19 protein-coding genes are annotated in these 22,976 nt (G+C 66.9%); 5 read left to right on the forward strand and 14 right to left on the reverse strand.

Features of this window, described 5'->3' with window-relative positions; all coding sequences use genetic code 11:
* Positions 1 to 9 precede the first annotated feature (9 nt).
* From ACS0OT_RS17065 to ACS0OT_RS17100, 8 genes are all read right to left on the reverse strand, one after another.
* Positions 10 to 1,281 (reverse strand): septal ring lytic transglycosylase RlpA family protein, encoded by a 1,272-nt coding sequence (locus ACS0OT_RS17065; protein WP_065196486.1) that lies wholly within the window; start codon positions 1,279 to 1,281, stop codon positions 10 to 12.
* The gene (mltB, locus tag ACS0OT_RS17070) at positions 1,278 to 2,423 is read right to left on the reverse strand and encodes a lytic murein transglycosylase B (RefSeq protein WP_005419390.1); all 1,146 of its coding nucleotides are present in this window, start codon (positions 2,421 to 2,423) and stop codon (positions 1,278 to 1,280) included. Before mltB ends, ACS0OT_RS17065 begins: the two co-directional genes overlap by 4 nt.
* A gap of 1,013 nt (positions 2,424 to 3,436) precedes the next feature.
* Positions 3,437 to 4,531 carry a rod shape-determining protein RodA gene (gene rodA, locus ACS0OT_RS17075; protein ID WP_065178035.1) on the reverse strand — a complete coding sequence of 365 codons (1,095 nt, stop codon included), beginning with the start codon at positions 4,529 to 4,531 and terminating at the stop codon, positions 3,437 to 3,439.
* Between the two features lie 122 nt (positions 4,532 to 4,653).
* Complete coding sequence (rodA, locus tag ACS0OT_RS17080; RefSeq protein ID WP_005419392.1) at positions 4,654 to 5,766, reverse strand: rod shape-determining protein RodA; 1,113 nt, start codon at positions 5,764 to 5,766, stop codon at positions 4,654 to 4,656.
* Positions 5,763 to 7,841: a penicillin-binding protein 2 gene (gene mrdA / locus ACS0OT_RS17085; RefSeq protein ID WP_065186228.1), complete on the reverse strand. Its 2,079-nt coding sequence runs from the start codon at positions 7,839 to 7,841 to the stop codon at positions 5,763 to 5,765. The genes rodA (ACS0OT_RS17080) and mrdA overlap by 4 nt, the downstream gene beginning before the upstream one ends.
* A gap of 3 nt (positions 7,842 to 7,844) precedes the next feature.
* The gene (gene mreD, locus ACS0OT_RS17090) at positions 7,845 to 8,330 is read right to left on the reverse strand and encodes a rod shape-determining protein MreD (protein WP_005419400.1); all 486 of its coding nucleotides are present in this window, start codon (positions 8,328 to 8,330) and stop codon (positions 7,845 to 7,847) included.
* A complete protein-coding gene (gene mreC / locus ACS0OT_RS17095; RefSeq protein WP_065178033.1) occupies positions 8,327 to 9,457 on the reverse strand; it encodes a rod shape-determining protein MreC in 1,131 nt (376 codons plus the stop codon). The genes mreD and mreC overlap by 4 nt, the downstream gene beginning before the upstream one ends.
* A 121-nt stretch (positions 9,458 to 9,578) precedes the next feature.
* A complete protein-coding gene (locus tag ACS0OT_RS17100) occupies positions 9,579 to 10,625 on the reverse strand; it encodes a rod shape-determining protein (protein ID WP_005419402.1) in 1,047 nt (348 codons plus the stop codon).
* Between the two features lie 283 nt (positions 10,626 to 10,908).
* Between ACS0OT_RS17100 and ACS0OT_RS17105 the strand changes: the two genes are divergently transcribed.
* Complete coding sequence (locus ACS0OT_RS17105) at positions 10,909 to 11,847, forward strand: carbohydrate kinase family protein (RefSeq protein ID WP_005419403.1); 939 nt, start codon at positions 10,909 to 10,911, stop codon at positions 11,845 to 11,847.
* 217 nt (positions 11,848 to 12,064) lie between these two features.
* On the opposite strand, the gene ACS0OT_RS17110 is transcribed toward ACS0OT_RS17105, so the two are convergent.
* The 4 genes from ACS0OT_RS17110 to ubiE all read right to left on the reverse strand — a co-directional run bounded on the left by ACS0OT_RS17110 (position 12,065) and on the right by ubiE (position 16,415).
* Positions 12,065 to 12,685 (reverse strand): HAD family hydrolase, encoded by a 621-nt coding sequence (locus tag ACS0OT_RS17110; RefSeq protein ID WP_442255908.1) that lies wholly within the window; start codon positions 12,683 to 12,685, stop codon positions 12,065 to 12,067.
* Positions 12,685 to 13,416, reverse strand: coding sequence for a hypothetical protein (locus ACS0OT_RS17115; protein ID WP_005419405.1), 732 nt, complete (start codon positions 13,414 to 13,416; stop codon positions 12,685 to 12,687). The genes ACS0OT_RS17110 and ACS0OT_RS17115 overlap by 1 nt, the downstream gene beginning before the upstream one ends.
* A gap of 125 nt (positions 13,417 to 13,541) precedes the next feature.
* On the reverse strand, positions 13,542 to 15,470 hold the full coding sequence (locus tag ACS0OT_RS17120; protein WP_164093217.1) for a M1 family metallopeptidase: 1,929 nt from the start codon (positions 15,468 to 15,470) through the stop codon (positions 13,542 to 13,544).
* A gap of 183 nt (positions 15,471 to 15,653) precedes the next feature.
* Positions 15,654 to 16,415 (reverse strand): bifunctional demethylmenaquinone methyltransferase/2-methoxy-6-polyprenyl-1,4-benzoquinol methylase UbiE, encoded by a 762-nt coding sequence (gene ubiE / locus ACS0OT_RS17125; RefSeq protein WP_442255909.1) that lies wholly within the window; start codon positions 16,413 to 16,415, stop codon positions 15,654 to 15,656.
* A gap of 81 nt (positions 16,416 to 16,496) precedes the next feature.
* Here ubiE and ACS0OT_RS17130 point away from each other — a divergent pair, with 81 nt between their 5' ends.
* The 4 genes from ACS0OT_RS17130 (at position 16,497) to ACS0OT_RS17145 (ending at position 18,312) form a co-directional block, all read left to right on the forward strand.
* Entirely contained in the window at positions 16,497 to 16,949 is a 453-nt protein-coding gene (locus tag ACS0OT_RS17130) for a nucleoside deaminase (RefSeq protein WP_005411083.1), read from the forward strand.
* Positions 16,950 to 17,147: 198 nt separating this feature from the next.
* The gene (locus ACS0OT_RS17135) at positions 17,148 to 17,408 is read left to right on the forward strand and encodes a hypothetical protein (RefSeq protein WP_065186226.1); all 261 of its coding nucleotides are present in this window, start codon (positions 17,148 to 17,150) and stop codon (positions 17,406 to 17,408) included.
* 75 nt (positions 17,409 to 17,483) lie between these two features.
* Positions 17,484 to 17,819 (forward strand): hypothetical protein, encoded by a 336-nt coding sequence (locus tag ACS0OT_RS17140; protein WP_005411085.1) that lies wholly within the window; start codon positions 17,484 to 17,486, stop codon positions 17,817 to 17,819.
* Positions 17,820 to 17,889: 70 nt separating this feature from the next.
* The gene (locus ACS0OT_RS17145; RefSeq protein WP_442255910.1) at positions 17,890 to 18,312 is read left to right on the forward strand and encodes a low affinity iron permease family protein; all 423 of its coding nucleotides are present in this window, start codon (positions 17,890 to 17,892) and stop codon (positions 18,310 to 18,312) included.
* An 83-nt stretch (positions 18,313 to 18,395) separates the two neighbouring features.
* Here ACS0OT_RS17145 and smeF read toward each other — a convergent pair whose 3' ends face one another.
* Together smeF and smeE are read right to left on the reverse strand one after the other, a co-directional pair.
* Positions 18,396 to 19,796: a multidrug efflux RND transporter outer membrane subunit SmeF gene (gene smeF / locus ACS0OT_RS17150; protein ID WP_442255911.1), complete on the reverse strand. Its 1,401-nt coding sequence runs from the start codon at positions 19,794 to 19,796 to the stop codon at positions 18,396 to 18,398.
* A gap of 57 nt (positions 19,797 to 19,853) precedes the next feature.
* Positions 19,854 to 22,976 carry a multidrug efflux RND transporter permease subunit SmeE gene (smeE, locus tag ACS0OT_RS17155; RefSeq protein ID WP_442255912.1) on the reverse strand — a complete coding sequence of 1,041 codons (3,123 nt, stop codon included), beginning with the start codon at positions 22,974 to 22,976 and terminating at the stop codon, positions 19,854 to 19,856.

The raw sequence follows: 22,976 nt of genomic DNA on the forward strand, positions 1-22,976 counted from the left end.
CCGGGTGGGTCAATCCTTGACGATCTGCGGCGAACCCAGGCCCAGACCGGCAATGCGGCCGACAAGTTCCGCGGCACTGGCATGGTCGCTGGCGGGAACGCGCAGGCGGAACAGGGTGCGGCCACCGGCGGCGATGTCGCTGATGGTCGCGCCGACGATGCCGGCGGCGTTGAGCTGGCCCATTGCGCGGTTGGCATTGTCGCGGCTGGAGAAGCTGGCGACCTGCACCATCACCGCGCCCACTACCTGCTGCGACAGGCTGGGGGCGGTCGGTGTGGCCGGCGTTGTACGCGCCGGCGCCGGCGTGACCGCGCGCGGCGCGGCGCTGGCGACGGCAACCGGTGCCACAGGGGCGCTGCGCGCCGGCGGTGCGCTCGGCGGCAGGCTGCTGACCGCCACGTCCGGCACGGCGCTGGCCACGCCCTGGGTGGTGGCCGGCTGGCCACGCGCAGGCATGGCGTCGGCCGGCAGGCGCTTGACCAGGCGATCAATGTCGCTGTCGGCGGTGGCACGCGCAGCCGTTACCGGGCGCGTACTGGCCGCCGCGACAGCCGTTTCGGCGGCACGGCGCTCGCGGCGCGACGGCTTTTGGGCCAGCAGGTTGCTCTCGCCCGGTTGCAGCGCACGCACTTCCACGTTGCCGGTACCGCGCTGGGTGATGCCCAGCCGCACCGCGGCGGCATAACTGAGGTCGACCACGCGGCCATCATGGAACGGGCCACGGTCGTTGACGCGCACGATCACCGACTCGCCGTTGTCCAGGTTGGTGACGCGGGCGAAGCTGGGCAGCGGCAGCGTCTTGTGCGCGGCGGTGAACTGGTACATGTCGTAGACCTCGCGGTTGGAGGTCAGGCGGCCGTGGAACTTGGCGCCGTAGTACGAGGCCGTACCGCGCTCGACATAGTTGCGGGTGTCGTCGAGCACCTTGTACGACTTGCCCAGCACCACGTACGGCGACTTGTTGCCGATGGCCGAACGCTCTTCGGCGGTCACTTCCGGCTCGGGAATGCAGGCGACGTTGGGAATGTAGTCCGGGGTGCTGTCACGCACGCCTGGCTTGTACAGCCCCCCGGCGGTGTAGTTGCCGCGCGTGTTCGGGTCTTCCTTGGCCGCAGCATAGGGCGAGCCCTCCGGGCAATGCGCCGGGCGCGAGCCGCGACCCTGCACCACCGTGCCGCTGGGCTTGCCACCGTGGCCGGTCGTGGCCGGCTTCTTCGGCGCACTGCTGCAGGCAGCCAGCGCGAGGACGATCAAGCTCGGGACCAGCCATCTGATGTTCATGCCGGGGGCAGCTCCTGTCCGGCGATGGCCTGCGACAACTGGAACACGGCCATCGCGTACATCTTCGAGAGGTTGTAGCGGGTGATCGCGTAGTAATTCTGGAAGCCCAGCCAGTACTGCTTGCCGGTGCTGCCCTCAAGCGTGATCGGCGTTGCGGTGGCGCCCGGCTGCACCGCAGCGCTGGGCTGGTAGCCGCGCTGCGCCAGGTCGGCCAGCGACCAGGTCGGCATCCATTCGGTCGGGTTGAACTCCTCGCGACCCGGCGCCAGCGTGGCCGGTACGGCCACCTGGCCACCACGGACCCAGCCGCCCTTCTTCACGAAATAATTGGCGATGGACGAGAACACATCGTCGTAGCTGGTGAACAGGTCGCGACGGCCATCGCCATTACCGTCCACGGCGTAATCGAGATAGCTGGACGGCATGAACTGGCCCATGCCCATCGCACCGGCATAGCTGCCCTTGAGCGTGGTGATGTCCAGCTTTTCCTCACGGCCCAGCTCGAACAGCTTGGCCAGCTCATCGCGGAAGAACAGCTCGCGGCGCACTTCGCGTTCCAGCTTGGCCGGGTCGCCACTGCGCGGGTAGTAGAACGCCAGCGTGTACAGCGCATCGAGCACGCGGTGGTTGCCGGCATTTTTCCCGTAACTGGTCTCCACGCCGATGATCGCCACGATCACTTCGGCCGGCACGCCGGTGCGCTGCTGCACGCGATCCAGTTCGGCACGATGCTGGGCCAGGAACGCGCGGCCGCCATCGATGCGTGCCTTGCTGATGAACATCGGCCGGTATTCGTTCCACGGTTTGACCCGTTCGGCCGGGCGCGACATGGCGGCGATGATCGGCTGGCGCACCTGCGCCTGATCCAGCACGCTGCTGATCTGCTCCGGCTTCAGCCCATAGCGCTTGGCCGTATCGGCAACAAAGCGGGCCCGTGCGACCTCGAACGGCACCGGAGTGAGATCGACCGGCGGCGCTGTAGCAGCGGCCGCTTCGGGAGCGGCTTCGGCCGGGCCGTGGGCCTTGGTGGCGGGCTGGCGCGGCGTACTGCTGGCCTGGGGAGAAGACGGTGGGGACTTCGGCTGGGTCGCGCAGGCGACCAGGCCGAGGGTGAGCATGCAGGCCAGAGTGCGTCGAATCATCGTCGCAGGTTAGCAGGTCATGGATGAATTAAAACCCCTAACACCATGAATCACAACGATTTGCCCGCGTTCAGCGGGAAATGTGAAGACGTCGTGATCGAGCTTCCCCATTCAGATAGAGGTGGCCGGTTGCGTCCCCATCCCCGCAGACGCAACCGGCGACCGGATCCGGTCGGTACCTGCGCGGCTGCCGCTCCCCAGTGGCAGTTCCCCGCGCTCCCTGTACCCGTTGGATCAGTACTGCTCCCGCCCGACGCCCCCTCGCGCTGCATCGATTGACGGCGCGCCGTGCCGAACGGGCCGCCATTGTGCAGGCCGATTACGACAAGTCCATTGATCAAGATCAACGCGGTGTAAAAATGTGAACCAGATAACGTTTTTCGCGGGCTTTGGTCGGAGAGCGTGTTGCGTCGCATTGTTGTGAGAACGCTTCCACAACGGGCATTGCGCAGCGCCAGGAAGTCTCCGGCCAACGGCGCAGCCCCTCGTGGGTGGTGTCTGGGTGGTCGCAGAAAGCCGGATTGCTGAGAGCTGACCGGGTGGGTGGGCAGTGCGGGGACGCCGTGAACCCATCCATGGGGGCTTGGCCGCGGCATCCATGCCGCGGACACCCCGCACTGCCCACCCACCCGGCCGCTGACAGTTTTCGGGCGCGTTCACCCACGGAGAAGAAAAGAGAAGATCAAAAGCAAAAGCGGTTTGGCGGGTCGCTTCATTGCCTTGTGCGGAGCCGAGCCATGCTCGGCTCACGAGCAAGCGCAGCGCCGTGACCCGCTTTTGATTTTCTCTTGCTTCTCCGTGGGTGGCAGACCGCCAAAATCTGTCAGAGGGCGGTCGGGTTGGGTACGCGGGGGTGTCTGATCAGTCAGCCGCATGGATGCGGCTGCCAAGCCTCCAGGGACGGATTCACGGCATCCCCCGCGTACCCAACCCGACCGGCCCACCCGCGGCTTCTGCTTTCCGCGACCACCCAGACACCACCCACGAGGGGGCTGCGCCGTTGGCTGGAAACGCTATCCCCCGTGCACGGGCCGATGCCCGCGTACCGCCATCACCAGCCCGATGCCGGCCAACAGCGAAACCGCCGAGGTCCCGCCGTAACTGATCAGCGGCATCGGAATGCCCACTACCGGCAGCAGGCCGGAAATCATTCCGCCGTTCACCAGCACGTAGACGAAGAACGCCAGCCCCAGGCTACCGGCCAGCAATCGCGCGTGCGTGTCGCGCGCGTGCACCGCAATCCACAGGCAACGCCCCACCACGAACAGGTACAGCGCGAACAGCGTCGCCACGCCGATCCAGCCAAACTCTTCGGCCAGCACCGAGAACGCAAAGTCGGTGGTGTACTCGGGCAGGAAATCGAGCGTGGCCTGTGTGCCCTGCCCCCAGCCACGTCCTTGCCAGCCCCCGGAACCGATCGCGATGCGCGATTGCAGGATGTTCCAGCCGGTACCAAGCGGGTCGGCCGCCGGGTCGAGGAAGGTCAGCACACGATCCTTCTGGTATTGCCGCAGCAAGCCGAACCACGCCAGGGGTGCAGCCACTGCCAGCCCTGCCGCCCCGGTCGCCAACCAGCCCCAGTGCAAGCCAGCCAGCAACAACGCGAACACGCCACTGGCAGTGACCAACGTGGCGGTGCCGAGGTTGGGCTGCATGAGGATCAACACCGCCGGCACGCCGATCAGCAGCGCGGCGGTCAATACCGTGCGCGGCGAGGGCGGCAGTGGTTGCCGATGCAGGTACCACGCCATCATCAGCGGCAGGCTGAGCTTGAGCAGCTCGGACGGCTGCAGGTAGAACACGCCGAGGTTCAGCCAGCGCTGCCCGTACTTGCCGGTGCCGATGACGTACACCGCCATCAGCGGCAGCATCGACAGCGCGTAGATCGCAGGGGTCCACGCACGCAATCGCAGCAGCGAAACACGCGACAGCAGCCACATCGCCAACAGCCCACCGGCAAAGCGTGCCGCCTGCCCGGCCACCGGGCCGGACACGCTGTGCAGCACCGCCAGGCCGGCGCCCATCAGGATCAACAACGCGCCCAGCAACGGCAGATCGATCGTGCGCAGCGCCTCACGGCAGCCGCCAGGCAGTCGTTTCCATTTCACGCGGGCACGGTAGCAACGGGGGCTTGCGTGAAGCTGTCAGGGTGCTCCTGCTCTCCGTAGCCGAGCTGCGGGGTCAGATCCCTTTTTCCTGTGGAAAAAGGGATCTGACCCCGACGCCGGACTCAACCGTAGCCGCCGTGCACTGGATTGTGGCTGCGCACCGCCATCACCAGCCCGAAACCGGCCAGCAGCGACACCGCCGAAGTACCACCGTAGCTGATCAGCGGCATCGGCACGCCTACCACCGGCAGCAGGCCGGAAATCATCCCGCCATTCACCAGCACGTAGACGAAGAACGCCAGGCCGGTGGCACCCGCCAGCAGGCGCGAATAGGAATCGCGTGACTGGCTGGCGATCCACAGGCAACGCCCGATCACCACCAGGTACAGCGCCAGCACGGTGGCCACGCCGATCCAGCCGAATTCCTCGCTCAGCACCGAGAACGCGAAGTCGGTGGTCTGCTCGGGAATGAAGTTCAGGTGCGACTGCGAACCTTCGCCCCAGCCCTTGCCATCGAAGCCGCCGGAACCGATGGCGATCTTCGACTGGATGATGTTCCAGCCGGCGCCAAGCGCGTCCATCTCCGGGTCCAGGAACATCATGATGCGGTCCTTCTGGTACGGCCGCAGCAACCAGAACCAGGCCACCGGCGCGACCGCAGCCACGCCGCCCACGCCCAGCCCAACCCACCACCACGGCAGGCCCGCCAGCAGCAGCACGAACACGCCGCTGGCGGCGATCAGCACGCCAGTACCGAAGTCCGGCTGCAGCATCACCAGGCCGGTGGGTACGCCGATGATGATCAAGGCCACGAGCACGGTATTGAAGCGCGGCGGCAGCGGCATCTTGTGCAGGTACCACGCCACCATCATCGGCAGGCTCACCTTCAGCAGCTCGGCCGGCTGCAGGTAGAAGAATTTCAGGTCCAGCCACTGCCGGCCATATTTACCGGTGCCCAGCACGAACACCGCCAGCAGCGGGATCATCGAGATCGCGTAGATCATCGGCGTGGCCGAGCGGATGCGCAGGATCGGCACCCGCGAGATGCCCCACAGTGCGGCCATGCCCACCGCGAAACGCGCGCCCTGCGCCATCACCAGGCTGTCGCCACCAGCGCTCTTCAGGGTCGCCAGGCCAATCACCATCAGCGCGCCCAGGGCCAGGCACAGCACCCAGTCCAGCGTGCTGAAAAAGCGGCGCAGCATGTCGCCGGCCCAGCGCAGGAACACTCTCATCGTGCAGGCTCCGCAGGGGCCGGGCGCGGCGTGGCTGGCAGCGCGGCGGCCGGCGCACCCGGCTGCGGCGCAGGCGCCGGCTCGGGTGCGGGTGCGGGTGCACCAATCAGCACCGGATGCTCTCCCACCTGTGCAGCGGCGAGGTCACCGGCCTGGCGCGCGCCCGCGTCTTCGTTGTCGAACGCGGTGGCGCCGATGGCGGTGGTGCCGCGCTCGCTGTCCAGCGGCTGCATGCCTTCGGGCATCTTGCCCAACAGGTAAGCGTCGAACACCTTGCGTGCGATCGGTGCCGCGGCCGAACCACCATAGCCACCACCTTCCACTGCCACCGCAATTGCGATGACCGGGCTGTCCGCCGGCGCAAAGCCGACGAACAGTGCGCGGTGACGCAGATGCATCGGCAGGCTCTTCGGATTCACGGCGGCGGTGCCCTTGCGGCTGATGACCTGTGCGGTACCGGTCTTGCCGGCCATCACGTACGGCGCACCGACGGCCACGCGCCAGCCGCTGCCGCCGGGCCGCATGGTTGCCATCATGCCCTCGCGCACGGCCTGCACGTTGTTGGGATTGGGGCTGACCGGCTTGCTCTCGCCGGGCGGCATCGCCGTCCAGTCGCTGTCGAAGCCTTCGCGCTGCTGGATCACCAGGTGCGGGGTGCGCAGCTGGCCGTCGGCCAGGCCGCTGACGCCGCGCGCCAGCTGCAGCGGGGTGACCTTCCAGTCACCCTGGCCGATGCTGATGTTGACCGTATCGCCGGGATACCAGGCTTCCTTGCGGCTCTTCCGCTTGTAGGCGGGCGACGGCAGGATGCCGCCGATCTCGCCGGTGAGGTCGATGCCGGTCGGCTGGCCGAAGCCGTAGTACTCCATGTAATGGTCGAAGCGCTCGATGCCCAGGTCCAGCGCCAGCTTGTAGTAATAGGTGTTGACCGACTCGGCGATGGACTTGCGCAGATCAGTCCAGCCGTGGCCGCCACGGTGGGCGTCACCCCAGCCGCGCGAGGTGCCCGGCAGGTAGAACATGCCGGTGGAGAGCACCTTGTCTTCCGGGCGGCGCACGCCGGAGTCCAGTCCCGCCAGGCCGATCAGCGGCTTCAGCGTGGAACCGGGAGCGACGCCACCGAGCACCAGGCGGTTGAACTGTGGCCGCGACGGGTTTTCGTTCAAGGCCTTGAAGTCGGCATGGGAAATGCCGTTGACGAACAGGTTGGGGTCGTAGGACGGCAGGCTGACCATCGCCAGCACTTCGCCAGTGCGCGGATCCATCGCCACCGCCGAACCCTCCTGGTCGCCGAACGCGGCCACCATCGCGCGCTGCAGGTCGGCGTCGATCGACAGCCGCAGGTCGGCACCGGACTGCGCGGCGACGCGGCCGATGGTGCGGATCGCGCGACCCTGCACGTTGGTCTCGACCTGCTCGTAGCCGACCTTGCCGCGCAGCTGCTGCTCGTAATAGCGTTCCAGGCCGGACTTGCCGATGTGGGTCAGCGCGGCATTGCCTTCGCCGAGGATCTCCAGATCCTTGTCATCAACGCGGCCGACGTAGCCGATGATGTGCGCGAACAGATCGCCATAGGGATAGCGCCGGGTCAGGTAGGGTTCCAGCTCGACCCCCGGGAAACGCCAGCGGTCGACGGCAAAGCGCGCCATCTCCTCGTCGCTCATGCGCAGCTTCAGCGTGACCGGCAGGAACTTGCGGCGCGCCTTGCGCGACCTGTTGAATGCTTCCAGCTCTTCCGGGCTGATGCTGATGATCTTCGCCAGCCCTTCCAGGGTGGCATCCATGTCCTTGACCTTGTCCGGAGTGACGTCCAGGCGGAAGGCCGGCACGTTTTCGGCCAGCAGGCGACCGTTGCGGTCGTAGATCATGCCGCGCCCTGGCACCACCGGCCGCGGCTTGATGCGGTTGGCTTCCGAGCGCGTGGCGTACACGTCGTGGTCCAGCACCTGCAGCTTGAAGTACCAGCCGCCCAGGCCCAGCAGGCAGACCAGCACGCCCAGGAAACCCAGCGCCGCACGGCGGCGGAACTGTTCGGCTTCGGCGTGCGGGTTCTTGACCTGGCGGCGCGGGATCATGGCTCAGCGCCCGCGCTTGCCGAAGCGCACCGCGTCCAGCAGCACGAACACCAGCGGCCACAGGCCCATGCCCAGCAGAGGCGCCCACCAGTACGACCAGGGCAGGGTCGGCTCATCCACCACGATGTGGACCAGCGCGCTGACGATGCGATCGTTGAACAGCAGGCCGCCGATGGCCAGCATCTGCTGGGACATCGGGAAGAAGCGGATGCGGGCACGGAAGCGCTGCAGGATGAAGGCCAGCATTACCAGCCGCAGTGCCTGTTCGCCCAGCACGCCGCCGTACAGCAGGTCGGCCACCACGCCGCTGGCAAAGGCGATGCCCAGGCCGACGCGCTCAGGAGCTTCGATCACCCAGTACGCCAGCACCAGCGCCAGCCAGTACGGGCGCAGCGGCTGCAGCAGCGCCGGCAGCGGCAGCAGGCCCAGCAGCAGCGCCACCACCAGGCTGGCCGGCAGCACCCACGGGTTGTCGCGCAGGCGGCTCATCGCTGGGCCTCCGGCGTGGTCGGTTGCCGACCAGCGGCCGGCACTACCGTGGATCCAGCTGGGGGAGAGCCCCCCTCTTGTTGAGGCGCGGGGTTAAGGGAGGATGCGGGGGCAACAGTCCTCGTCTGCGACGAGGGCTGTTGCCGGCCAGCGACCGGCGCTACCGGGGAGCTGACCGGAGCTGGCGTCGTTGCCGCTGGCGCGGCTCCCGCAGACACGCTGGCGCCGGTGGCCGGGCCCCCCGGGGCGGTTTCTTCCAGCTGCAGGCGCAGCTCCGGCGGAATGCGGATCGCCGCGCCCGGGCGCAGCAGCAGCACGTCGCGGCCGCGGTCGAGCTGGGCCGCCGGCTTCAGTTCGCCGACCAGGAAGGCGTGGGTGTCGTCCGGGCGCAGGCCGGTGATGGTGCCGACCGGGAAGCCGGCCGGGAAGCGCCCGCCGAGGCCGGAGGTGACGATCTCATCGCCCACTTCCACGCCGGCGCTGAGCGGGATGTCGCGCAGTTCCAGCGTGTCGCCGCGGCCATAGACGATCAGGCGCACGCCGTTGCGGGCCACGGTGACCGGCACCGCGTGGTCGGGATCGGTCAGCAGCAGCACGGTGGAGGTGCCACCGGTGACGCTGATCACCTGCCCCATCAAGCCGCCGGCGTCGATCACCGCCTGGCCGACGTGCACGCCCTCGCGGCTGCCTGCGTCGAGCACCAGGCGCTGCTTCACCGGGTCCAGGTCGATGTCCAGGATCGGCGCCAGCTGCACGTCCAGGCCACTGCGCTCGGCCACGTTCAGCAGTTCGCGCAGCTGGGCGTTGTCCAGCGCGGCGGTCTGCAGGCGAGTCAGGCGCGCGTTGGCCAGCAGCAGCTGGTTGCGCAGTTCACGGTTTTCGGTGACCAGCTGGGTATGGCTGGCGGCGGAATCCTTGACCTGGTTGCCGAGCTTGCCGGGCAGGCCAGCCAGTGCCCACACCGGCTGTACCAGGCTGTTGGCCTGCTCGCGCAGGCGTGCCAGCCAGCCAGCCTGGTCATCGAGCACGATCAGGGTGATGGCCAACGCGAGATAGGCCAGCAACCGCAGGGGGCTGGCGGCATCACCGGATCGGGAGGCGACGGGAGGACCGGCGTAGGGCGGCACGGCAACGATTCAACTGGCAGAAGGCGGAAGGGAAACACGCGGGCGCCCCGCCGGTGCCGGCCCGCCATCACGGCGGGCCGCACCCCGGAAGGGCGCGGCGGGCAGGAACGGCCGGGACGGCTTATTCCGGCGCAAAGAACTCGTTGCCGTGCATGTCCACCAGCTCCAGCGCACGACCGCCACCGCGCGCCACGCAGGTCAGCGGGTCGTCGGCCACCTGCACGTGCAGGCCGGTCTCCTCGGAGATCAGGCGGTCCAGGTCGCGCAGCAGGGCGCCACCACCGGTCAGCACGATGCCGCGCTCGGCGACGTCGGCGCACAGTTCCGGCGGGGTCTGCTCCAGCGCCAGCTTGACCGCGCTGACGATGCCCGACAGCGGTTCGTGCAGGGCCTCGAGCACTTCGTTGGAGCTGATCTTGATCATCTTCGGCACGCCCTCGGCGAGGTTGCGGCCGGAGATTTCCATCTCGATCACTTCCGCCTGCGGGTAGGCGCAGCCCAGCTCGACCTTGATGCGCTCGGCGGTGGCTTCACCGATCAGCATGCCGTGGTTGCGGCGCACGTAGTTGGTGATGGACTCGTCGAAGCGGTCGCCGCCGATGCGGACCGAGGCCGAATAGACGATGCCGTTGAGCGAGATGACCGCCACTTCGGTGGTGCCACCGCCGATGTCGATGACCATCGAGCCACGGGCTTCGGTGACCGGCATGCCGGCGCCGATCGCGGCGGCCATCGGTTCTTCGATCAGGAACACGTCACGGGCACCGGCTTCCTCGGCCGATTCCTTGATCGCGCGGCGCTCGACCTGGGTCGAGCCGGCCGGCACGCAGACCAGGACGCGCGGGCTCGGGCGCAGCACGCGCGACTTGTGCACCTTCTTGATGAAGTGCTTGAGCATCGCCTCGGTATAGGTGAAGTCGGCGATGACGCCGTCCTTCATCGGGCGGATGGTGGTGATGTGGCCCGGGGTACGGCCCAGCATCTGCTTGGCTTCGGCGCCGACGGCTGCCACCGAGCGGGTGCCACCGATGGCACGGTCCTGGCGCACGGCCACGACCGACGGCTCGTTCAGCACGATCCCCTGCCCGCGCACGTAGATGAGGGTGTTGGCCGTGCCCAGGTCGATGGACAGGTCGTTGGAGAACATGCCACGGAGTTTCTTGAACATCTGAGGAAGGAGTCCTGAGGGGTGTCGTGCCCGCCGCGGGATGGCGAAAAAATGGGCAGAAATCGAGGCCGACAAGCCTAGCAACCCGCCTGCCGCCGAGCAAGGAAAAAACTAGCTGAACCCGCGTCTTCACAGGCTTTCGGCCTGATCGGGTCTCACCCGGTTCTGGCCCTGAGCGGCACCAGCGGGTAACCTTTGCGCCGTCGGGCGCCCAAGGGCGCCGTTTGCTTGCCCGCTGAACCGGGCCGGCCCACCCCAAAATTCACCGCATAGGCTTACATCGATGTCCGCTCTGATCTGTGGTTCTCTTGCCTTCGACACCATCATGGTGTTCCCGGACCAGTTCAAGAATCACATCCTGCCGGACAAGGTGCACATCCTGAACGTGTCCTTCCTGGTGCCGCGCATGCGCCGCGAGTTCGGCGGCTGCGCAGGCAACATCGCCTACAACCTGCACCTGCTGGGCGGCCAGCCGATCCCGATGGGCACCGTGGGCTCGGACTTCGGCCCGTACCGCGAATACTTCGAAGGCCTGGGCATCGACCTGTCGCGCGTGCGCGTGATCGATGAGCTGTTCACCCCGCAGGCATTCATCACCACCGACCACGACAACAACCAGATCACCGCCTTCCACCCGGGCGCGATGATGCGTTCCTACGAGAACCACGTGCGTGGGGTGCCGGGCGTCACCCTGGGCCTGGTCGGCCCGGACGGCCGCGAAGGCATGATCCAGAACGCGCAGGAATTCCACGAAGACGGCATCCCGTTCATCTTCGACCCGGGCCAGGCCATGCCGCTGTTCAACGGCCCGGAACTGCGCGCCTTCATCGAGCAGGCCGACTACGTGGTGGTGAACGACTACGAGTCGAACCTGCTGCAGGAGCGCACCGGCTGGGACGAGAAGGAGATCGTCAGCCGGGTCAAGGCCTACATCACCACCCGTGGCCCGAAGGGCGCGGTCATCCACACTCCGGAAAAGAGCTACGACATCCCGCCGGCGCACGAGCGCCGCGTGGTCGACCCGACCGGCTGTGGCGACGCCTTCCGCGCAGGCCTGATCTACGGCATCCAGAAGGGCTACGACTGGCTGACCATCGGCCGCATGGGCAACCTGATGGGCGCACTGAAGGTCGAGCATCCGGGCACGCAGAACCAGCGTTTCACCTTCGATGAGTTCAACGAGCAGTTCAAGCAGCAGTTCGGTTACGCGCTGGGCGCGTAAGCCGAACTGCCCGCGCATTCCACCTTATCCCTGCGCCTTCGGCGCGCCCCCTTGAACAACAAGGGGGCTTTGCATCCGATGCGCTGCTGGGAATGCTGTGGGTAGGTGTCGACCTGGGTCGACACTGCCGGCCAGCGGCCGGCACTACCGGAACTTCCGACCGACACGTTGCCTGCTCTCTGTAGAGCCGAGCCCATGCTCGGCTTGCGCGCGCCGGTCATGCGGCCTGCCAGGCGGCCAGCAGCGCGCGGCAATCGGCGAAATGCCAGTCGGCGCGGCCCGGCCAAGGGTTCTCTGGCAGGTTGACCAGCACGGTATGCGTGCCGGCCGCACGGCCGCACTCCAGGTCGTAGGCGTGGTCACCCACCATCACCGCCTGCGCAGGCCCGATGCCCCATCGCCGCAGATGCTGCTGCAGGCCCTCCGGCGAGGGCTTGGGCACCGCTTCATCGCGACCAATGATGTCGGCATCGTCGAACAACGCCCCGACCCCGATCGCCTCCAGCGTCAGCTTCGCCAGCGCATGATCATTGCGGGTCAGGATGCCCAGCCGGTAGCCAGCCGCCGCCAGCGCGCGCAGCAGCTTCACCGCACCCGGCGCCGGCAGCGCGTCCTCGGCCAGCGCGCGCTCGTGATCCAGCAACCACTCACGCTTGGCCTGCGCCGGTGCATCCGGCAACGCCGCGATATGGTCGAGGATGTCTTCCTCGGCGGCGATCTCCAGTGCGCGGCGGATCGCGGCGAAATCATGCACGGCTACAGTCAGCGTGCCGTCCATGTCGAACACCCAGTGCCGGATCGCGGACAACGCGTGCACCGCGCTGCCCGTCGCGACCATCACTGCCACCACTGCGGCATGCGGCTGGCGTCGACGCCGCCGGTCTCGAACACCGCCGTACGGGTGCCTCCGGCCTTGACCGGGAACTCGATGCTGATCGACTTGCCCTTGCGCGCCAGTTTCCACAGCGCTTTCTGATCGGTGATGAACAGGGCGATGGCTTCATCGGTCTTCGGGCGCCACGCGGCCATCGACACCGGCTTGCCGTCGTCCACGGTCACTTTCACCGTGCACTGCGGGCAACGGAAATCGCCGGCCTGCAGCACCAGGTAGGCATGCCGCTTCCACTCCGGATGATCGCGGAACACCAGCTGCACCGGCTTGGCGCCGCTGCCATCCACGTCCACCCGTTCCTTGCTGTAGATCTGCGCCGAAACCTGGTTGCCCTTGCTGCCCACCGGGATCTGGTTGTACTGCCACAGCGCCTGCATGCGCCGCAGGTCGCGCGCGGCATCGCCCTTGGCCTTGACCTCGTCGAAGCCCGCGGCGATGCGCTCGGCGGCGGCGGTGTCCTTGTACTGGTCCAGCAGCGAGGCGCCGTGCAGGCGCGCGCGTTCCCAGTCCTGCGCGGCCACGGCCATGTCGTACTGCTTGGCCACGTCTTCGGCCTTGGCCTCCTTCTGCGCCTGCACGGCGGCTGCGGCGGCTTCCTGCGCCTTGCGTTCTTCCTCGGGGTTGCTGCAGGCGGCCAGCGCCAGGGTGCAGGCGGTGAGCAGGATCAGTCGTTTCATGGCGGAGGTCCTTGGTGTTTTCGCTTTTCTGTAGAGTCGAGCCATGCTCGACTGCTGTTGAAAAGCCAGTCGAGCATGGCTCGACTCTACAAAAAAAAGCGCCGGGGGATGCCCGGCGCTTCTGCTTACTTGGCTTCAGCCTTGGCCAGCATGTCCTGGACCGAGGCAGTGGTGATCGGGTGGTAGCCCGGCTTGGCCTTTTCGAAGGCCTGCTTGGCCAGCTCCAGCCCCTTCGGGGTCTTCACCAGTTCAGCGTAGATCGGCAGGATCAGCTTGCGACGGCCGACGCGCTCGATGAATGCCGCCGCGCCTTCATTGGCCTGCTCGTAGCCGCTGCGGATTGCCAGCGGGTACCAGCGCATGGCGATCTCGCCATTCGGGGTGCCGGTGAAGTGGAAGGCCTTGTCCAGCGTGGCCAGCTTGTCCAGCGGCTGGGTCGCGCCCAGGCCATCGATGAAGCGCACCCATTCCTGCGTGCTCCAGTCGGCGATGACCTGGCTGCTCGGCACGGTGCCGGCGCTGGCGAAGGCGATGCGCGCGGTATCGACGCTGCTGAAGTTGCGCGACTGCGCCTTGGCCGCGAACGCCGGGATACCCGGCTCGTCCAGCCATGCCTTCAGTTCGGCCTCGGTCACGGCCGACGGATTCTTCGGCAGCAGGTTCTTCTTCATGTAATCGACGAACTGGTCGGTGTTCGCGCTCTGGAAGGCATGGTCATCGAACCAGCCACGCAGGAACGGATCGAAGGTCTCGCGGCCGAAGCGCTGTTCCAAGAACTCCAGGAACCACGAACCCTTGACGTAGGCCACCTGGCTGAGGGCTTCGTCGGGATCACGCTCGTTCAGCGGCGGCAGCGCCAGCGCCTGGTCGGCCGGGCTCATGTCCTTCACTTCGGCCAGCAGGTCGGTCTGGTCGATCTGCTTCTCCATCTCGGCCATTTCCTTGCCGTACAGAGCTTCGGTGATGCGGCCCTGGACGTAGGTGGTGAAGCCTTCATTGAGCCAGATGTCCTTCCAGCTGGCGTTGGTCACCAGGTTGCCCGACCAGCTGTGCGCCAGTTCGTGGGCGACCAGCGAGACCAGCGACTTGTCGCCGACGATCACGGTCGGGGTGGCGAAGGTCAGGCGCGGGTTCTCCATTCCACCGAACGGGAACGACGGCGGCAGCACCAGCATGTCGTAGCGGCCCCAGCGGTATTCGCCGTACAGCTTCTCGGCGGCACCGATCATCTTCTCGGTGTCTTCGAATTCCTTGGCGGCCTTGTTGACCATGGTCGGCTCGGCCCAGACGCCGGAGCGGCCGGAGATCGGCTCGAACACCAGGTCGCCGGCGGCGATGGCCAGCAGGTAGGACGGAATCGGCTGCGGCATCTTGAAGGTGTAGTCACCATCACGCGCGGCCTTCGGATCGTTGTCGGCGCTCATCAGCACCATCACGTCCGGGCGCGAGACCACGTGCGCGCTGTAGGTGAAGCGCACGCTCGGGGTATCCTGCAGCGGCACCCAGGAACGGGCATGGATGGCCTGCGACTGGCTGAACATGAAGGGCAGCTTCTTGCCCTCGGTCATCGACGGCGCCAGCCACTGCAGGCCCGAGGCGGTCGGTGCGGTGTGGTAGGTCACTTCCACCGTGGCCGGCTGCTCCGCAGCCTCGATGGTCAGCTTGCTGCCGAACACCTTGTCGGCCGGGGCCAGCTCAAACTTCAGCGGGCTGCGCGCGCCGTCGGCGGCAACGGCCTCGACCTTGGACACGGTCAGCTCTCGGGTGTCGAGCACCAGCTGCTTGGCGTCCTTCTGTTTCCATTCCAGGGTGTAGGTGGCGGTACCGCCGATCTGCTTCTGGTCGAAGTCCAGCTTCAGATCCAGCGCGATGTCCTTGATGACGACCTTGTCCGGCTCGGCGTACGAGCTCTCGTCGTGGCTGCGGTTCTCGGCGTTCACGGGGGCGGCAGGGGCCTTTGCGGCAGTCGGGGCGGCGGCGGGCGCGGCCGCCTCCTGGGAGCAGCCGGCGGCCAGGGCCACGGCCAGCGGAAGGAGCATCAGCGGATTACGCATGAATCGGGACCGTTACGGGGATCAAACCCCAATGGTACCTCCCTCGGGCCCTGCAGGCGTTGCGCGGTGCGGGGTAATGGCAGGCACAGCGCCGGTAGTGCCGGCCGCTGGCCGGCAACCCCGTCGCCCGGTGGTTGCCCGCGCAGGTGCCGGCCAGCGGCCGGCACTACCGGAACACCGGGCCTACAGCTTGTAGCCGGAGTGGATCGAGACGATGCCGCCGGTCAGGTTCTTGTAGTGGCAGCGCTCGAAGCCGGCCTGCCCCATCATCGCCCTCAGTTCGTCCTGCGGCGGATGCTTGCGGATGCTCTCGGCCAGGTACTGGTAGCTGTCCGAATCGTTGGCGAACAACTTGCCCAGCCTGGGCAGGATCTTGAACGAGTGGAAGTCGTAGATCGGCTTGAACCAGTCGGCAGTGACTTCGGAGAACTCCAGCACGCGGGCCTGGCCGCCCACCTTCAGCACGCGGTACATCTCGCGCAGGCCGGCGTCCTTGTCGGTCACGTTGCGCAGGCCGAAGGCAATGGTGACCAGGTCGAAGCTGTTGTCCGGGAACGGCAGGGCTTCGGCGTTGCACTGCACGTAGTCCAGGCCAAGCACCAGGCCGCGGTTGGTCAGGCGGTCGCGGCCGACCGACAGCATGCCGGCGTTGATGTCGCCCAGCACCACCGAGCCCTCGGCGCCGACGCGTTCCTTCAGCAGGGCGGCGATGTCGCCGGTGCCGCCGGCCAGATCGAGCACGCGGTCGCCCGGCTTCACCTGCGCGGTCGCCACGTAGTAGCGCTTCCACGCCCGGTGCACGCCCAGGCTCATCAGGTCGTTCATCAGGTCGTAGTTGCGCGCGACCGAGGTGAACACCTGGCCGACCAGCTTCTGCTTGTCCTTGGCGGCGACGTCGCGGAACCCGAAATGGGTGGTACCGGCTTTGTAGGGGGATTCGCTCATGGCCCCGATTATCGCACCGCCGGGGGCCAGCGGCACCCCCTGCCCGTATCATGGCGGGCCACGACTGACCGGAGCCCCCGCATGATCACCACGCCCGACTACCAGGCCCTGCTGCAGACCGCCATCGCCGAAGCCCGCCAGGGCCTGGCCGAGGGCGGCGTGCCGATCGGCGCGGCGCTGTACCACAACGACGGCCGCCTGCTCGGCTGCGGCCACAACCGCCGCGTGCAGGAAGGCGACCCATCGGTGCACGGCGAAACCGACGCCTTCCGCAAGGCCGGCCGCCAGCGCCGCTACCAGGACACCATCATGGTCACCACCCTGGCGCCGTGCTGGTACTGCTCGGGTCTGGTGCGCCAGTTCAACATCGGCACCGTGGTGGTGGGCGAATCGCGCACGTTCCAGGGCGGCATCGACTGGCTGCGCGAGAACGGTGTCAACGTGATCGACCTCGACAGCCAGGAATGCGTTGACCTGCTGGGTGGCTTCATTGCGCAGCATCCGGAGATCTGGAATGAAGACATCGGTGAATAAGCACCGTGCAACGTGTCGTTGAACCCGTTTAATGAACGCTTCAGCGCGGGCACGTTCTAGTGCCCGCAGCGTTTGCGGCCGATGCCGTGAACCCGTGCACAGTCAGCTGCGCTGCGTGCATACACTGCGGTAACACCCCACCCGGCCGAGGCGCCTAGGGTGGGGTTACCGGGGTCCCTTTCCCCGGCGGAGCCAGCCATGTGCGCGCACGCCGTACGTCCCCCGCCCGACCCGATCCTCGATGCCATCCGCGAGCGCCTGCAGCAGCAATATGCACTGCACCGGCGCGGCGCGCTGTTCTGGACTGCCTATCAGCACATGCAACTGGAGCTGGTCCGCCGCCACCCGCTCGACCAGGAGCGCCTGTGCAATGCGATGGCCGACATGGCCGAGGACCTCGGTGCGGTCGAGCATGCGCAATTGATCGGCAATCGCCACGCCGGCTCCACATCCCGCTGACGCGGCATGCACCGCCACATACGCCACACTCCGATGAACCCCCACTCCCTTTCCACTCAACCGAACTGGATTGTCATGCACGCTGAAGTCCCCACCATTCCTCCGGTCATCAACGTAGACGCCGAGCTTGACCACTGGCGCCGCCAGCATGCCGAAGGCGCACTGCCGCACAACTCGTTCGGCTCGTACGTGCCGTGGATCAAGTTCGCCTGCGATTCGCTGATCACCCAGCCGCGCGCCAGCGAGGCCGAACGTGACGAGATGTTCCAGACCCAGTACGCCCTGCAGATCATGCCGCGGCTGAGCGAAGCCCAGGCCCGTGAGTTCGTCGACCGTTGCTGGCAGCACGTCTACCAGAGCAGCCCGGTGCGCAGCCTGCAGGCGCCACGACTGCAGCGCATGCGCGCCTGACCGGCGCTGCACGGCACCTGCACGGGTCACTGCCGATCATCCTCGTCACCTGAGTGGGCACACGACGACGATGAAAGCACGCAACCTGTTCAATATGATCGCCAAGAAGGCCGCGACAGCCACCGGCTCACCGTGGACCTTCCTGACCGCGGTAGGGATCGTGGTGATCTGGGGCATCAGTGGTCCGGTGTTCGGTTTCAACGACACCTGGCAGCTGGTGATCAACACCGGCACCACCATCATCACCTTCCTGATGGTGTTCCTGATCCAGCACACGCAGAACGCGGACACCGCCGCGATGCAGATCAAGCTGGACGAGCTGATCCGGGCGACGGCCGAAGCCAACAACGAACTGCTGGATCTGGAAGAACTGGACGAAGCGCGCCTGGAAGAGATCCGTGCCGAGTACGAGCAGATGGCCCGCGAAGCAGGCGATGCGTTGGCGCGCGTTCGCGCCTGCCATGCGGCGCGGCGCGACGATGAAGCGGTGTAGCGGGCCCCGGAATGACAATGCCGGCCAGCGGCCGGCACTACCAACGATCGTCCAGGTAGAGCCGGCCGCTGGCCGGCTTTCTCTCAGCCGCGCTCGTGCCAGCCGCCGCCCAGCACCTTGTACAGGGTGATGCGGTTGGCCTGCTGGGCCAACTGCGCCTGCAACTGGGTCTGCTGCGCGTTGTAGGCAGTGCGTCGTGCGTCCAGCAGGGTCACGAAGCTGTCCAGGCCGGCGTCGTAGCGTGCCTGCGACAGGCGGTTGGCCTGTTCGGCCGCTTCCACCAGGCGCTGCTGTGAACTGACCTGTTCATCCAGGCTGACATTCAACGCCAGCGCATCGGCGGTTTCGCGGAAGCCCACCTGGATCGACTTCTCGTACTGCGCCAGTGCGATATCACGATCAGCGTTGGCGACGGCCAGGTTGGCGCGCAGCTTGCCGCCCTGGAAGATCGGCAGGGTGATCTTCGGCAGGAAACTCCATACGCGGGTGCCGCTGTCGAACAGGCTGGACAATTCGCTGGAGCCACTGCCAATGCTGCCGGTCAGCGAGATGCTCGGGAAGAACGCAGCACGTGCCGCGCCGATGTTGGCATTGGCGGCCAGCAGCTGGTGTTCGGCGGCCATGATGTCCGGGCGCTGCAGCAGCACATCGCTGGGCAGGCCGGCCGGCGGAGGCGCCAGTGCCAGCAACTGCGGTTCGATGCCGTCCGGCAGCAGTGCCGGGTCCAGCTGGCCACCGGCCAGCAGGGCCAGCGCGTTGCGGTCCTGGGCCAGCTGGCCACGCAGGCGCGTGGCGTCGGTACGCGCGGTTTCCACCAGCGTGCGGGTCTGGGTCAGCTCCAGCGCCGAGCTGCCACCACGCTCGTGGCGGGCCTCGGCCAGGCGCAACGAATCCTCGTAGGTCTTCAGCGTGGCATCGGCGATCTTCAGACGCTGGGCATCGGCACCGTAGGTCAGCCACGCCGTCGCTGTCTCGGCCACCAGGCTCAGCTGCGCGTTGCGACGATTGGCAGCTACGGCAAAGTACTGCTGCAGTGCCGCTTCGCTGAGGTTGCGCACGCGGCCGAACAGGTCCAGCTCGAACTCGGCCACGCCGACACCGGCGGTGAACTGCTCGGTGACGCCGGCGTCGGTGCCTTGGCGCTGCATCTGGCCGGTGACGGCCACACCGGGCACGCGGTCGGCGCGCTGCACGCGGTACTGGCCGCGCGCGCGTTCAACGTTGAGCACGGCCACGCGCAGGTCGCGGTTGTTCTGCAGCGACTGCTCGATCACCTGCTGCAGGCGCGCATCGGTGAAGAAGTCGCGCCAGCCTACGGCGGCGACATCGGCCGCCTGGCCCTGTACAGCCTCGGCCGGCCACTGCGCCGGAATTGCCGGAGCGACGGCGGTGTTCTTCGGCACCAGAGTGGAGCAGCCGGGCAGCGCGAGCGCGGCGGCAATGGAAAGGAACAGGGATGCACTTTTCATGGGAATGACTTCCATCGGTACTGCCGGATGGCAGGAGGTAGTGCCGGCCAGCGGCCGGCACTACCGTTTCGATCACGTCGTGGATTTGCGCTTGAACACGCGCTGCACCACTACGAAGAACAGCGGTACGAAGAACACGCCGAGCACGGTGCCGACGATCATGCCGCCGAGCACGCCGGTGCCGATCGCCTGCTTGGCGCCGGAGCCGGCACCGGTGGAGATCGCCAGCGGTACCACGCCCATGCCGAAGGCCAGCGAGGTCATCACGATCGGGCGCAGGCGGTCGCGCACCGCATGCATGATCGCCTCGATCAGGCCCGCGCCCTTCTCCAGGTTTTCCTTGGCGAACTCGACGATCAGGATCGCGTTCTTGCTGGTCAGGCCTACCGTGGTCAGCATCGCCACCTGGAAATAGATGTCGCGCTCCAGGCCCTTGAAGGTATTGGCCAGCACTGCGCCGAGGATACCCAGCGGGGCCGCCAGCAGCACCGCCGTCGGCACGCTCCAGCTTTCGTACATCGCGGCCAGGCACAGGAACACGATCATCAGCGACAGCGTGTACAGCAACGGCGTCTGCGAGCCCGCCTGGCGTTCCTGGTAGGACATCGCCGTCCACTCGATGCCGAAGCCCGCAGGCAGCTGCTTGGCCAGTTGCTCGATCTCGGCCATGGCATCGCCGGAGGCAACACCCGGGGCCGGTTCGCCCTGGATCTCCATCGCCGACACACCGTTGTAGCGCTCCAGGCGCGGCGAACCGTAATCCCAGTGCTTGGTGGCGAACGCGCTGAACGGCACCATCTCGCCCTTGTCGTTCTTCACGGACCAGAGGTCGAAGTCCTCCGGGACCATGCGGAACGGCTGGTCGGCCTGCACGAACACGCGCTTGACGCGGCCACGATCGACGAAGTCGTCGATGTACGAGCTGCCCCACGCAGCGGCCAGCGTGCCGTTGATCTGGTCGATCGACAGCCCCAGCGAGGTCGCCTTGGCCGCGTCGATGTCGATGCGGAACTGCGGCGTGTCCTCCTGGCCGTTCGGGCGCACGTTGGCCAGCTTCTTGCTGCCGGCGGCCAGGCCGAGCAGCTGGTTGCGTGCGGCCACCAGTGCCTCGTGGCCCTGGCCGCTGTTGTCCTTCAGGAAGAAGGTATAGCCCGAGGCGGTACCCAGTTCCGGAATGGCCGGCGGCGGGAAGGCGAAGATGAAGGCATCCTTGATCTGGCCCAGGGCTGCCATCGCACGACCGGTGATCGGCATCACGCCATTGTTGGCGTCACGCTCGCTCCAGTCCTTCAGCTTGACGAACGCCATGCCGGCGTTCTGGCCCATGCCGGCGAAGCTGAAGCCCTGCACGGAGAACACCGAATCCACCGCATCCTTCTCGTTCTGCAGGAAGTGATTCTCCAATGCCGCGATCGATTCCAGCGTGCGCTCCTGGGTGGCGCCGACCGGGGCCTGCACCAGCGCCATCAGCACGCCCTGGTCTTCGTTGGGCAGGAACGAGCTGGGCAGGCGCACGAACAGCACGCCCATCAGCACGAACAGTGCCGCCACGATGCCCATAAAGCGCCACGGACGATGGATGATGCCGCGCACACCACGCTGGTAACTTTCGCTGGTGCGGTCGAAGCCGCGGTTGAAACCGTTGAAGAAGCGACCGGCCAGGCCGCGGTGGGCAACATGATGCTCGCCCTTCTTCAACGGCTTGAGCATGGTCGCGCACAGTGCCGGGGTCAGCACGATCGCCACCAGTACCGACAACGCCATTGCAGAGACAATCGTGGCCGAGAACTGCCGGTAGATCACGCCGGTGGATCCGCTCATGAAGGCCATCGGCACGAACACCGCCGACAGCACCAGGCCGATACCCACCAGCGCACCGGTGATCTGGCCCATCGACTTGCGGGTCGCTTCAAGCGGCGACAGTCCTTCCTCGGACATGATGCGCTCGACGTTCTCCACCACCACGATGGCATCGTCCACCAGCAGGCCGATCGCCAGCACCATCGCGAACATGGTCAGCATGTTCACCGAGAAGCCCAGCATCGCCAGCACGCCGAAGGTACCCAGCAGCACCACCGGCACGGCGATGGTCGGGATCAGGGTGGCGCGGAAGTTCTGCAGGAACAGGTACATCACCACGAACACCAGCACGATCGCTTCGAGCAGGGTCTGCACCACGCCCTTGATCGACACGCGCACGAAGGGGGTGGTGTCGTACGGGATCTCGGCCTTCAATCCGGCCGGGAAGAAGCTCTTCATGTCGTCCAGCGCAGCATCCACGCCGGCAGCGGTATCCAGCGCATTGGCGCCGGTGGCCAGTGTGACCGCCAGGCCGCTGGCCGGCTGGCCGTTGTAGCGGGTGACGAAGTCGTAGGACTCGGCACCCAGTTCGACGCGGGCGACATCACCCAGGCGCAGCTCGGCACCGTCCTGCGCGCCGCGCACGATGATGTTGCGGAACTGGTCCGGGGTCTGCAGGCGCGACTGCGCGTTGATGGTGGCGTTGAGCTGCTGGCCCTTCACCGACGGCGCACCGCCGAGCTGGCCGATCGCCACCTGGGCATTCTGCGCCTTGATCGCCGCAGTCACTTCCGCGACGGACAGGCCATAGGTATGCAGCTTGTTCGGGTCCAACCAGATGCGCATGGCGTACTTGCCACCGAATACCTGGATGTTGCCCACGCCCGGCACGCGGCTGAGGCGGTCGACGACATTGGAACCGACGTAGTCGGCGATGTCGTTGGCGTCCATGCTGCCGTTCTCGGACACGAACGCGATGACGTTCAGGAAGCCCGAGCTGGACTTGGCCACGTTGATGCCCTGCCGCTGCACTTCCTGCGGCAGCAGCGGCATGGCCAGCTGCAGCTTGTTCTGCACCTGCACCTGGGCGATGTCCGGGTTGGTGCCGCTCTCGAAGGTCAGGGTGATGGTGGCCTGGCCGTTGGACGAGCTGTTGGAGGAGAAGTAGATCAGGCCATCAAGGCCCTTCATGTTCTGCTCGATGATCTGCGTCACCGAGTCTTCGACCACCTTGGCCGATGCACCCGGGTAGGTGGCGCTGATTTCCACCGCCGGCGGTGCGACGTTGGGGTACATCGAGACCGGCAGCTTGAACAGGGCCAGGCCGCCGGCGAGCATGATGATGATGGCGATCACCCACGCGAAGATGGGTCGATCGATGAAAAAGCGTGCCAT

The sequence above is a fragment of the Stenotrophomonas maltophilia group sp. RY12688 genome, assembly GCF_052149045.1.
Taxonomy (GTDB): Bacteria; Pseudomonadota; Gammaproteobacteria; order Xanthomonadales; family Xanthomonadaceae; genus Stenotrophomonas; species Stenotrophomonas sepilia.